Source organism: Pediococcus claussenii ATCC BAA-344 (assembly GCF_000237995.1).
Classification (GTDB): domain Bacteria; phylum Bacillota; class Bacilli; order Lactobacillales; family Lactobacillaceae; genus Pediococcus; species Pediococcus claussenii.
On sequence record NC_016605.1, the window covers coordinates 186,394 to 197,847 of the forward strand.

The following is an 11,454-nucleotide window of genomic DNA, read 5'->3' on the forward strand; positions in this document are numbered from 1 at the left end:
GCTCCCATATCAATTGAGTTTGCATTAAATGCGTGCCACTCGATATGGGAGCCGTTATTTTTATTTAGCTGAATTTAATGTTGCACTGCGACGCCAACGCACGATTGCAATAACATCTGCAATTGCTAATAGAACTGCTGAAATTAAAAATGCAATTCTCATACCATCAATGAATAAACCGCTTTGATGATAAGGGTAGCTGGAGATAGTACGGTGTGAAATAGCGCTCATTACTAAGAATAAAGAAGATGTGGACAAACTTACACCTAAAATCATACCTAAGTTTCGTGCTAAAGCATTAACACTACCGGCGATTCCCAAGCGGCTAAAGGGGACAGCAGACATGACGACCGCATTATTTGGTGATTGGAATAGTCCGGTTCCGATCCCTGCTAATATTGTACCGATGATAAAGAACCAGATGGGAGTTTGTAAGTTATAGAACATAATTAAGATTTGTGAAATAAGTAAGGTACTCAAGCCTAAAACTGTAATACGAGGGCCACCAAATTTGTCAGATAGAACACCACCAAGTGGTCCGAAAATAACCATGGTTAATGGAACAATTGACATCAATAATCCAGAATAACCGGATGAATAGCCACGCGCATTAACTAGGTAGTAGGGAATTAAAACGTTGAAGAAAAAACCATTAATGAACACGAATAGGGCTGCTAAAAGGCCTAAGCTATAGTCTGCAATTTTAAAAATAGACAAATCTAGTAGAGGGTTTTTAGTGTGAGTTTCAACGTAGATAAACATTGCAATTGCAAATAAAGAAATAACAAATGTAGAGATAACCACGGGGCTAGTGTAACCAACAACAGGGCCTTGAAGTAATGAATAGAAGAAGGTTGCAATAAAAATCATAAACAATAGGGTTCCGATCCAGTCAAGGTTATCACTTTTCTGTGTTGTTTCAGATTTGGGGAGTGCAATAGCGCCGGCAATGATTGCAATAATTCCAATTGGAACGTTAATCCAAAAGATATAGTTCCATGGCAGGTAATTGAGAATTAATCCTCCGATAGCGGGACCAGCAACTGACCCAAGGGCAACAAAGGTTCCAATAACTCCCATAGCACGCCCACGCTGCTCCATTGGGAAGGTGCTGGTTGTGATTCCAAAGCTATTAGACATGGTCATTGCAGCCCCAATAGCTTGAATAACACGTGCACCAAGGAGAAATGCAAGTCCGAGGTTAACCCCGGCTAAAAATGAGCCAAGAAGGAAAACAGCTGTTCCAATTCGGAATATGACAGTTTTTCCAACTGTGTCCCCCAGTCTGCCAAAAAACATAAGCAAAGAACTGATGGTCATCAAATAGATTGAAACAACCCATTCAATTTGACTGATTGATACATGGAGTGATCTTGACATGACTGGCATGGCGATGTTGACGATTGATCCGTCTAGTGTAGACATAAATGTGAACATGCCAAGCGCAATTAAAATCAAAATTCGTTTTTTTGAATTATTTTCATTCATAAATTAAAATCCCTTCTTCAAAAACAAGTAGTAATAATAAATATTCCACTTTCTGCAGTATATTTCAACTAATCTTTCTGATCTAGGAAGTATGTGAGTATTAATTTACACTTTGTACGATGCCAGCAGCACGGAGAAACATCATGGTAACAATTGGTCCGACAAAGGTAAAACCACGTCTTTTAAGATCTTTTACAATGTTTTGAATGAATGATTGGTTATTTGCAAGTTGATCTTCAAGTGCGCCATCAACTAATTTAGGTTGGTTATCGGTAAAGCTCCATAGGTACTTGGAAAATGACCCAAATTCTGATTGAACTTTGAGGACAGCCCGAGCATCAATAATAACAGCTTTTATTTTACGATTATTGTGAATCATATCAGGGTTGTTCATAGGAATAGAAAGATCTTCAGGATTTAGTGCTGCAACTTTTTTAATATCAAAGTTAAAGAAAACTTGGCGAAATACAGGTAATTTGCTAGCCGAAGCCTTCCAACTGAGACCTGCTTGAAAAATGCCAACAGTTAATAACTCAAATAATTCTGTATCGTTATGGGTTGGATGCCCAAAACGCTTGTGATATTCTTGCACGCCATCTGATTCGACCATGTGACTTCTCCTTTTGTTATAAATAAAAAATCAACCACTACATGGGTTGATTAAATAGTTACTGGATTATTTACTAATGATTTAGCGTATAAATTCTTTAATGCGCCTCAAATCATCATCTGTAGGTGTATACGAATTGTTTTTAATGCGATGAATCTTCTCTACTGATAAATGTGTGCCAAATGCCACATCAGCATCTGTCAAATCATTTTCGCGTTGATATTTAATGATTTCTTCTGCCAAATTTGTTACATCATCCATAAACTTAACCCTCCGTTTACTTGTTACTTAGAATCCTACCATAAGTGAGAGGGTGCAACAAGCCGTTTAGTTCCTAAGCATTAACGGAAAATGGTAATTATGAAGTTTTAGGTCTTGGTTACCATTTGGAGTTAAGCGAAAGAAAACTGGATCGTTAAGCTTGTCTCAACTACAAACAGAAGATTAACACAACTAAATGCTAATCTCCATTGAAAATGGTATTGCGTACAATAGTATACCCAACTTTTCTAATAGCTTCTAAGTTGCGACCGCCGGAATATGAAATTGATGATTGTAAGTCTTCTTTCATTTCACTAAGTGTGTCAAGGATACTATTTTTTGCTGGGACCCAAAGCTTTTTGCCCTCGACGTTTTTATGAATACCTTTTTGATACTCTGAGGCGCTCCCAAAGTATTCTTTAAATGTTTTTCCGTCCTCAACTTTAGTCTTACCAGGAGATTCAATGTGGCCGGCCATTAAAGATCCAATCATTACCATACTGGCACCAAAGCGGATTGATTTAGCTATATCACCATTTGTTCGGATTCCACCATCGGCAATGATGGGTTTACGAGCCGCAGAAGCGCATGCCTTAATAGCAGAAAGTTGCCAGCCACCAGTACCAAATCCTGTTTTAACCTTGGTGATGCAGGCTCTACCGGGACCGATTCCAACTTTGGTAGCATCTGCACCGGCTTCTTCGAGGTCAATTACGGCTTGCGGAGTGCCAACGTTACCAGCAATCACGAAACTTGCTGGAAGGTGCTTTTTTAGATATTTAATCATATTAATAACGGATAGAGAATGACCATGCGCTATATCGATGGTGATGTAATCAGGAGTGAGGCGTTTTTCTACGAGAGAATCAATAAAGCGATATTCATCAGCTTTAACGCCAACGCTAATAGAACTAAATAGTTCGGCCTTTTTCATCTCTTTGATGAAATCGATTCGACTTTCAGGATTAAATCTGTGCATAACATAAAAATAACCATTCTTTGCTAATAATGTTGCAATTTTTTCATTGATAACAGTTTGCATGTTTGCTGGAATTACTGGAATTTTAAAAGTCCTATTTCCGAACTTTACTGTTGTATCACATTCAGATCGGCTATTGACGACACACATTTCAGGGATGAGCTGAATATCTTCATAATCGAATGATTCCATGACATTAAATCTCCTTAGTTTTAAAAATAACATTAAACAACCATTTAATAATATACGAAATATATAATTAAATCAACCTTAAATAGTTCGTATATAATCAAAAATAAACAAAAAAAGTAACTATCACTACGTCATACGTAGGATAATTACTTTTGAAATTATGCGAATTATTTTTTAGCCTCGGCTATTAATTTATCCATGGCTTTAGCTTGAAATTCTGCCCCATATTTAGCAGCGGCCTCTTTAGAAGTTTGCTGAATAAGAGCTTGCTTTGATTTTGGACTTAATTGTGGGTCCTTCATCATGGCCTTCATAACAGTTTCCTTAACTGTTGCTTCAACCTTAGGCTTAACGTAAGCTTCGCCCTCGCTCTTCATCTTTCCTTGGTTGGCCTTTACAAGTTTTTGTAGCTTAGCAGCTTGTGTAGTTGAAAAATTTTGCCAATCCTTTGGTATATAAAAGATATTGTGACGTTTAATTAATTTGTGATTATTATCAGCGATTCCAAACCAGAATTTGTAGGCACCGTTCTTGTAAACCCAACGAGTTGTTTTTGTAACTAACTTTGCATCTTCGTTGTTAGAATCTTTTACTACATTACTGGTTTTATCAACTGGAGTATGACCAGGTTTCTTTTGATCTTCGGTTTTTTTATAAATGTAAACTTGTTCAGTTCCCTTTGTGCCAATGTTTTGATATAAAAGCATTGGCATCTGCTTAGAAGGAGATGGTGAGTATATTTTACTAGAAGTTTCTTCCGTAACTTTTTTCATACCAAAATGCTCACGATCATTTAATACCATTGCAGTCATACTTCCAATAATAATAATTGCAAATAGAAATGATGTAATGATACGTGGCAAGGATTTTGAAATTAATGCCATGGAAATAAATAGACAGAGTACTGCCAATATTAGAAGGTAAATAATCATTATTTTTCGCCTCCCTTTGTTGATACAACTTGTGCTTGGCTACCAGCTTTATTGCTGATGAAGAATGAAATTACTAAACCAATTACACAGAATAGGATGGCAACCCAGAATGTTGCGTGATATCCAGAAATAGTAGCATTAAGTGCTTGATCCTTGTACGCAAGTGGCGTTTCTTTAAGGATATGTTTTGCAGGCATATCGGTTTTAGTTACATTAGTTAAAATACTGATTAAAATAGCAGTACCAACAGAACTAGCAACTTGACGAAGGGTATTATTAACGGCAGTTCCGTGACCCATCATGTTAAATGGAAGAGCGTTCATACCAGCAGTTGTAACAGGCATCATGGTCATAGCAATACCTGCCATCCGTGTGGCGTAAAGTACAATCAAATAAATCATTGGCGTTGTACGGGTAATAAATGCAAACGGAATTGTTCCAGCAGTTAATAGGAACATACCAGTAATAGCTAAGCGGCGAGCACCAATACGGTCAAACAGACGACCAGTAATTGGACTTAAAATACCCATCATAAGAGCACCAGGTAAAAGGGTTAATCCAGAATGAAAAGCCGATTCACCACGTACAATTTGAATATATAATGGCATAACCATTTCAACACCAACCATTGCCATCATCGAAAATGAACTAAGAAGTGCCGATACAGAAAACTCAGGATTCTTAAGAACACGTAACTCAAGGAATGGCTTATCGATTGTAAGCTGACGCCAACCGAATAGAACAATGAAAATGACACCAGCGATTAAGGTTGAAATAACAATTGCGCTTCCCCAACCCTTATCCCCAACTTCTGAGAATCCGTATAGTAAACTACCAAAACCGACTGTAGATAGAATTGCTGAAAGCCAGTCCAGCTTAGTTTTTGATGTGTCAAGAACATCGCGCATGAAAAATGCACCAGCGAGAAGAACTAATATAACGATTGGAATAATCATTCCAAATAATGTACGCCATTGGTAATTATCAATAACCCATCCAGAAAGAGTAGGTCCAATAGCGGGTGCTACACCGATAACTAATCCGGCCATACCCATGGCAGCCCCACGAGCATTAGCAGGGAAGATTGATAACATCAAGGTTTGTAAAAGTGGCATTGAGATACCAACACCAATTGCTTGAATCAAACGTCCAGTCAGTAAGAAACTAAAATTAGGTGCGGTGTAACACATAATAGTACCAATTAAAAACACCGACATGGCCGACAAATAAAGACGTTTTGATGGAACCCGTCCGGTTAGCCAAGCACTAATTGGAATCATAATTCCGTTAACCATCAAAAATCCAGTGGTTAACCACTGTACAGTCGAGGTACTAATATCAAACGCCTTCATTAAAGTTGGAAAAGCAGTACTTAAAATAGTTTGATTCAGCACCGTACAGAAGGTACCAATAAGCAAAACGGCAACCAAGAGTCCACGTCGGTATGGTTTGCCATGCGCATCAATTGCTTGATTCATAAATTTACATCTTCTTTCATAAAAAATAAGTCTAGAATAATATAGCCCCTTAATTAATCTTTGTCAACTTATTTGACAAACGTGTCAAAAAATATACAATGGTTGTTGTAATTGTTTACAAGGGTATTTGATTTAAATAAAATATAGGTGATAATTATGGATATGGAAAGTGCAACAGAACGTTTTAAAAGGGTCAAATTTCTTTTAAACCAAGAAGCTCTCCTATTAAGTATTGGGGATGTTGCAAAAGCAATTGGCTCAACAACACGTCAACTTAGGTATTGGAAAAAGAAAGGATACATTAATGGTATTCAATCTGGAACTGGTCAACGTAAATTTAATTATCCTGAAGTAATTAGAGCGGGTGTTATTCAGGGGCTAATTGAAGATGGATATACCTTATCAGGGGCGGTAAAACGCTCTAAAGAAAATGATTTTGTGTTTAAAGAATTAAGGGAATTACTGTCAGAGCGCTTTAATAATGTATATGAAAGAGACGACGGAGTCGAATTTGATTTGGGGGAAATTGAGGATTGTGAGCCTAATCAACATTTATTCGTTGTTTTAAGAAATAATGGAAAAAACGGATTCCGAATTGGTTCACACGATTAAAATTAATTGACTAGAAGCTAGTAAGTATTATAGAATCAGAATGTAATTAAATAGCAGGTTCATCTTCAAGGGGCAGGGTGTAATTCCCGACCGGTGGTACAGTCCATGACCCGTCGTTTTGGCGGTTGATTCGGTGTAATTCCGAAACCGATAGTTAAAGTCTAGATAAAGGAAGATTGAATTTATTTGCGTATTTAGTCTTTTTCAATTTTTTTGATAAAAACTAAAGCCATTGCCCCTTTTTTTGAGCAATGGCTTTTTTGCGTAAATAGACCAAGAAGGTGCTCCTACAATTAGGAGGAATTTTTGATGGGCGTTTCTAGTATTAAACGATTAGTAGCAGTTGCTATGTTAGCTGCAATTTCGTTTGTTTTGCTATTTATAGGTTTTCCGGTTTTACCTGGTTTTAGTTTTTTAAAGGTGGATTTTGCTAACTTACCAATTCTAATTGGTGCCGTGGCATTTGGACCAGTATGGGGTGCAGTTACGGCTGTTTTAGGTGGATTATTAGATGTTATGCTTAAAGATGGTGGTCCTGTGGGGATGCTGGGTGTAGCAGCTAATTTATTAGCTACGTTATCATATGTACTACCGATTTATTATTGGACCAAAAATAGTGCCAAGGAATCTGGAAAGATACGTGTGCGAAAGCTCATGATTGGGATTGGTGTTGGAACAATTCTGATGACGGCTATTATGTCATTAGCTAATCTGTTCGTGTTGCTGCCTATTTATATGAAGTTAGCAAGTTTTCAAGTTAGCGTTTCAACTCTTAACATGGTTGTTTATGGGGTAATACCTTTCAACTTAATTAAAGGAATATTAGTCGGCTTGGTAATTGCTATTTTGTTTTACCGATTACTACCAATTGTTAAACGAGGTTAATAAGAGGTTCAAAAACGGGATGTCCCTAAAATGGTTTGTATTACAACAAATCTTTTTAGGAATATCCCGTTTTTTTTGCAAGTACAATCTTACTTTTTAATATGTATTTTTACTTGCTAATGGGTATAATATTATGCTAAGGAGGGCATATATGGAAAAACAAACTATTTTAGCTGAAAAGCAAATCATTAAAACTAAACGTCTTCTACTTCGTCCAGTTCGACTTGATGACGCTAAAGATATGTACGAATATACATCGAATCCAGATGTGGTTAGATACACAACGATGACCACAGCCACTTCCGTTAAACAAACGTATGACGGGATTGCCGAATTTTTTATTGCTAATCCAGTTGGAAAATGGGGTATTGAGAGTCTTGCCGAGGAGCGTCTGATTGGCACTATTGATTTGCGATTAGACAGCAACAATAATGCAGCTGAAATTGGATACGCATTAAATGAAAAGTTTTGGGGTAACGGTTTTATGCCCGAGGCAGCAAGTGTAGTATTAAAACTTGGTTTTGAGGAGCTTAAACTACATCGAATCTATGCTGTTCACGATATTGATAATCCAAATTCTGGACGAGTTATGAAGAAGATTGGAATGCAAAAAGAAGGGGTTTTGAGAGAAGCTGCGTATATAAAAAATAGATACATAAACCATTGCGTTCATTCAATTTTAAGTACGGAATATTTTGGAAAAAATGTTTAAGAATTAAACAAAAATAAAATATTGTTCTTTTTTACTGGACAATTGCAGTATAGTATTCCCCATACGCAATAAATTGTTACGTTTCCTTTACAAATCCCACGATTAATGGGAATATACAATAGGTATTATTTTAAATTTAAGGGGGGAGTTGTGATGCAAAACTTTTTTAGTTCTGTTTGGCAACACGGTTCTGTTAGATTTATCACAAAAACTGTATTCTACTTCGCTGTTATGCTGGTTTTAATATACTTATACGGATATAGCGGTATGACCGGTGGAACGTTTATTTACAATGAATTCTAAATAGGGGGATTTAGTTATTTATGAAAGTTTCAGACGTAATAAAAAAGATTGACCAAATTGCTGTTGAATCGCCAGAAAAGATTGCTTATGACTATTTGGGGGAAACCAATACATATGGTGAATTGAAGACAATGTCTGATGGATTAGCTTCTGAAATTTCAGGAATGAATCTATCAGATGCACCTATCATGGTGTATGGTGCCCAGACCTTTGAAATGATTGCTACATTCTTGGGAATTGTCAAGAGTGGTCGTGCTTATATTCCAGTTGATCAACATTCACCAGCTGAACGTTTGACAATGATTAATGAAATTGCACATCCAGCCGCTTGTGTGGCAGTTGAGGATTTACCAATTTCGTTGGGTGAGGAATTGCCAGTGATCGAAAATTCACAGCTTACTAATGCATTTAAGAATGGTAATACGGTAAACGAAGATAATTTTGTTAGTGGTGATGATGATTTTTACATTATTTTCACATCCGGAACGACTGGACTCCCTAAAGGTGTTGAGATCAGCCATGATAATCTTTTAAGCTTTGTTAATTGGGAAGTATCTGATTTTTCACTTCCTGAAAACCCAGTTACACTTTCCCAACCACCATATTCATTTGATTTATCAGTTATGGATCTTTATCCAACGCTTGTCATGGGTGGGACACTCAAAGCAGTTCCTAAGCAAGTTACTGATAATTTCAAACAACTATTTGAAGTGTTACCAACTCTTAACCTGAATGTCTGGGTTTCAACTCCGTCATTTATGGATATTTGTTTGTTACAGCCAACTTTTGATGCTGAACACATGCCTTCACTAACATCGTTCTTATTCTGTGGAGAAGAGTTGACACATAGTACGGCAGCAACACTAAAAAAACGTTTTCCTAATGCTAAAATTTTTAACACTTATGGACCAACTGAAGCAACAGTTGCGGTTACAAGTATTGAAATCACAGATCAAGTTCTCGAAAAATATGATCGATTACCAATTGGACATGCTAAAAGCGATACACTTGTTTACGTCATTGATGATGGTGGTTCGCCAGTTGAGGCAGGAACTGAGGGCGAATTAATTATTTCTGGTCCTAGTGTTTCTAAGGGTTATCTTAATAATCCTGAAAAGACTGCCAATGCATTCTTTGATCATGATGGCCATGCAGCCTACCATACTGGTGATTTAGTGGTAATGGATGAAGACGAGATGGTATTCTACCGTGGCAGAACTGATTTTCAAATTAAGTTGCACGGATATCGAATTGAGCTTGAAGAAGTTAATCATCATTTAAGTAACGCTAAGTTGATCAAGCAAGGTGTTGCGGTTCCTAAATATGATAAGGATCATAAGGTTTCACAATTAATTGCTTACGTGGTTCCAGAAGAAAACGACTTTGAATCTCAGATCAAGTTAACTGTTGCGATTAAAGAGGGACTCAAAGAAGATATGATGGAATACATGATTCCAAATCGTTTCATTTTTGTTGACAGTTTACCGCAAACTGCAAACGGAAAGATTGATATTAAAACCGTTATTAGTGAGGCTAATAAGTAATGTTGTCAATGACACCTTACGAAGACCCAACTTACTTCTTAATGTTGGCAGTTGCCTTCATTCCAATTGTTGTTTTGATGTTAATGGGGAAAAGAGCTCACTGGTATGAATTACTGGTATCGTTCTTCTTCTTATTACTAACATTTGGGGGACCTAAGTGGGGACAAGGAGTTGCCTTAATTGGTTATCTTCTTTTTGAAGTGGTTCTCACTTCTATTTATAATAAATATCGTAAGCAACATAATGACACTTGGGTGTTTGTTATTGAGGTGTTACTTGCGATCGTACCACTAGTTGTGGTAAAAGTTACACCATTGCTGGCGGGAGGAGCCGATTCAATTATTGGCTTCCTTGGAATTAGTTATTTAACATTTAAATCGGTTCAAACGGTTATGGAGATGCGTGATGGGACCCTTAAAGATTATAGTCCCTGGTTCTTCTTACAGTTCTTAGCATTCTTTCCAACCATTTCGTCTGGTCCAATCGATCGTTATAGACGTTACAGAAAAGATTATGATACGGTTCCCGATCGGGATAAGTATCTAGGAATGCTTGAAAAAGCTGTACATTACATTTTTCTTGGCTTTGTTTACAAGTTCATGCTGTCATACTTCTTTGGTACGTTCTTACTACCAAGAATTGAGCGAATGGCATTGGTACACGGTGGATTCTCTTGGCCTTTAGTTGGTGTGATGTATGTATATAGTATGTACTTGTTCTTTGATTTTGCTGGTTACAGTTTATTCGCGGTTGCAACTAGTTATTTTATGGGGATTGAGACGCCGATGAACTTTAATCGTCCGTTTAGATCTCGTAATATCAAGGAATTCTGGAATCGTTGGCACATGACCTTATCGTTCTGGTTCCGTGATTTCGTTTATATGCGAATGGTGTTCTTTTTCATGAAGCACAAAACGTTTAAGAATCCCAAGACGGCTGCCAATGTTACTTATATTTTGGACATGGGGCTAATGGGATTCTGGCATGGCCTAACATGGTACTATATTTTATATGGATTCATTCATGGTTTTGCTTTAGTTATTAATGATTGGTGGCTCTCGGTTAAGAAAAAACATCCCGGTCGTTTACCAAGCAATAAATTCACTGAATACTTTGCGGTATTCATCACATTTAATTTTGTTTGTTTCACTTTTCTGATTTTCTCAGGATTTTTAGATACTTTGTTATTTCATAGATAAGATAATTTAGGGGGAATATTATTATGGATACAAAAGAAACAGTATTAAGCATTTTGGCAGATTTAACAGGTAACGATGTAAGCGGTGATTTAGACAGCAATTTATTTGATTCAGGACTTCTTGATTCAATGGGAACAGTTCAATTATTATTGCAATTACAAGCACAATTAGGAATTGAAGTACCAGTTTCAGAATTTGAAAGAACTGAATGGGATACACCAAATAAAATTATCGCTAAAGTTGAGAGTATGCAGTAGTC

The 11,454-nt window shown here is 36.9% G+C and carries 13 protein-coding genes and 1 riboswitch; of the genes, 7 read left to right on the top strand and 6 right to left on the bottom strand.

The window, feature by feature from the left end; translation table 11 throughout:
* Nucleotides 1-60 precede the first annotated feature (60 nt).
* From PECL_RS00875 to PECL_RS00900, 6 genes are all read right to left on the bottom strand, one after another.
* Nucleotides 61-1,488: an MFS transporter gene (locus PECL_RS00875; protein WP_014214705.1), complete on the bottom strand. Its 1,428-nt coding sequence runs from the start codon at nt 1,486-1,488 to the stop codon at nt 61-63.
* 100 nt (nt 1,489-1,588) lie between these two features.
* Nucleotides 1,589-2,098 carry a DNA-3-methyladenine glycosylase I gene (locus PECL_RS00880; RefSeq protein ID WP_014214706.1) on the bottom strand — a complete coding sequence of 170 codons (510 nt, stop codon included), beginning with the start codon at nt 2,096-2,098 and terminating at the stop codon, nt 1,589-1,591.
* Nucleotides 2,099-2,179: 81 nt separating this feature from the next.
* Nucleotides 2,180-2,359 (bottom strand): LBP_cg2779 family protein, encoded by a 180-nt coding sequence (locus PECL_RS00885; RefSeq protein ID WP_014214707.1) that lies wholly within the window; start codon nt 2,357-2,359, stop codon nt 2,180-2,182.
* 199 nt (nt 2,360-2,558) lie between these two features.
* Nucleotides 2,559-3,530, bottom strand: coding sequence for a GMP reductase (locus PECL_RS00890; protein ID WP_014214708.1), 972 nt, complete (start codon nt 3,528-3,530; stop codon nt 2,559-2,561).
* A 167-nt stretch (nt 3,531-3,697) separates the two neighbouring features.
* Complete coding sequence (locus PECL_RS00895) at nt 3,698-4,462, bottom strand: DUF4811 domain-containing protein (protein WP_014214709.1); 765 nt, start codon at nt 4,460-4,462, stop codon at nt 3,698-3,700.
* Nucleotides 4,462-5,940: an MDR family MFS transporter gene (locus tag PECL_RS00900; protein ID WP_014214710.1), complete on the bottom strand. Its 1,479-nt coding sequence runs from the start codon at nt 5,938-5,940 to the stop codon at nt 4,462-4,464. The genes PECL_RS00895 and PECL_RS00900 overlap by 1 nt, the downstream gene beginning before the upstream one ends.
* Before the next feature lie 156 nt (nt 5,941-6,096).
* On the opposite strand from PECL_RS00900, the gene PECL_RS00905 reads away from it, so the two are divergent.
* The 7 genes from PECL_RS00905 (at nt 6,097) to dltC (ending at nt 11,452) form a co-directional block, all read left to right on the top strand.
* Nucleotides 6,097-6,552, top strand: coding sequence for a MerR family transcriptional regulator (locus PECL_RS00905; protein ID WP_014214711.1), 456 nt, complete (start codon nt 6,097-6,099; stop codon nt 6,550-6,552).
* A gap of 57 nt (nt 6,553-6,609) precedes the next feature.
* Nucleotides 6,610-6,733, top strand: a riboswitch (FMN riboswitch).
* A gap of 128 nt (nt 6,734-6,861) precedes the next feature.
* Complete coding sequence (locus PECL_RS00910; RefSeq protein WP_014214712.1) at nt 6,862-7,437, top strand: ECF transporter S component; 576 nt, start codon at nt 6,862-6,864, stop codon at nt 7,435-7,437.
* Nucleotides 7,438-7,588: 151 nt separating this feature from the next.
* Complete coding sequence (locus PECL_RS00915; protein ID WP_014214713.1) at nt 7,589-8,149, top strand: GNAT family N-acetyltransferase; 561 nt, start codon at nt 7,589-7,591, stop codon at nt 8,147-8,149.
* Nucleotides 8,150-8,302: 153 nt separating this feature from the next.
* Nucleotides 8,303-8,452, top strand: coding sequence for a teichoic acid D-Ala incorporation-associated protein DltX (locus tag PECL_RS00920; protein ID WP_041534536.1), 150 nt, complete (start codon nt 8,303-8,305; stop codon nt 8,450-8,452).
* Nucleotides 8,453-8,472: 20 nt separating this feature from the next.
* A complete protein-coding gene (gene dltA / locus PECL_RS00925) occupies nt 8,473-9,996 on the top strand; it encodes a D-alanine--poly(phosphoribitol) ligase subunit DltA (protein ID WP_014214714.1) in 1,524 nt (507 codons plus the stop codon).
* Nucleotides 9,996-11,195, top strand: coding sequence for a D-alanyl-lipoteichoic acid biosynthesis protein DltB (gene dltB / locus PECL_RS00930; protein ID WP_014214715.1), 1,200 nt, complete (start codon nt 9,996-9,998; stop codon nt 11,193-11,195). Before dltA ends, dltB begins: the two co-directional genes overlap by 1 nt.
* 23 nt (nt 11,196-11,218) lie before the next feature.
* Nucleotides 11,219-11,452 (top strand): D-alanine--poly(phosphoribitol) ligase subunit DltC, encoded by a 234-nt coding sequence (gene dltC, locus PECL_RS00935; protein ID WP_014214716.1) that lies wholly within the window; start codon nt 11,219-11,221, stop codon nt 11,450-11,452.
* Nucleotides 11,453-11,454 lie beyond the last annotated feature (2 nt).

Excerpts from the sequence above, each read along its gene's own strand:
- PECL_RS00890 (WP_014214708.1), bottom strand. The coding sequence starts at position 3,530 with ATGGAATCATTCGATTATGAAGATATTCAGCTCATCCCTGAAATGTGT.
- PECL_RS00900 (WP_014214710.1), bottom strand. The coding sequence starts at position 5,940 with ATGAATCAAGCAATTGATGCGCATGGCAAACCATACCGACGTGGACTC.
- PECL_RS00920 (WP_041534536.1), top strand. The coding sequence starts at position 8,303 with ATGCAAAACTTTTTTAGTTCTGTTTGGCAACACGGTTCTGTTAGATTT.
- PECL_RS00915 (WP_014214713.1), top strand. The coding sequence starts at position 7,589 with ATGGAAAAACAAACTATTTTAGCTGAAAAGCAAATCATTAAAACTAAA.
- PECL_RS00885 (WP_014214707.1), bottom strand. The coding sequence starts at position 2,359 with ATGGATGATGTAACAAATTTGGCAGAAGAAATCATTAAATATCAACGC.
- PECL_RS00895 (WP_014214709.1), bottom strand. The coding sequence starts at position 4,462 with ATGATTATTTACCTTCTAATATTGGCAGTACTCTGTCTATTTATTTCC.
- PECL_RS00880 (WP_014214706.1), bottom strand. The coding sequence starts at position 2,098 with ATGGTCGAATCAGATGGCGTGCAAGAATATCACAAGCGTTTTGGGCAT.
- PECL_RS00910 (WP_014214712.1), top strand. The coding sequence starts at position 6,862 with ATGGGCGTTTCTAGTATTAAACGATTAGTAGCAGTTGCTATGTTAGCT.
- dltC (WP_014214716.1), top strand. The coding sequence starts at position 11,219 with ATGGATACAAAAGAAACAGTATTAAGCATTTTGGCAGATTTAACAGGT.
- dltA (WP_014214714.1), top strand. The coding sequence starts at position 8,473 with ATGAAAGTTTCAGACGTAATAAAAAAGATTGACCAAATTGCTGTTGAA.
- dltB (WP_014214715.1), top strand. The coding sequence starts at position 9,996 with ATGTTGTCAATGACACCTTACGAAGACCCAACTTACTTCTTAATGTTG.
- PECL_RS00905 (WP_014214711.1), top strand. The coding sequence starts at position 6,097 with ATGGATATGGAAAGTGCAACAGAACGTTTTAAAAGGGTCAAATTTCTT.
- PECL_RS00875 (WP_014214705.1), bottom strand. The coding sequence starts at position 1,488 with ATGAATGAAAATAATTCAAAAAAACGAATTTTGATTTTAATTGCGCTT.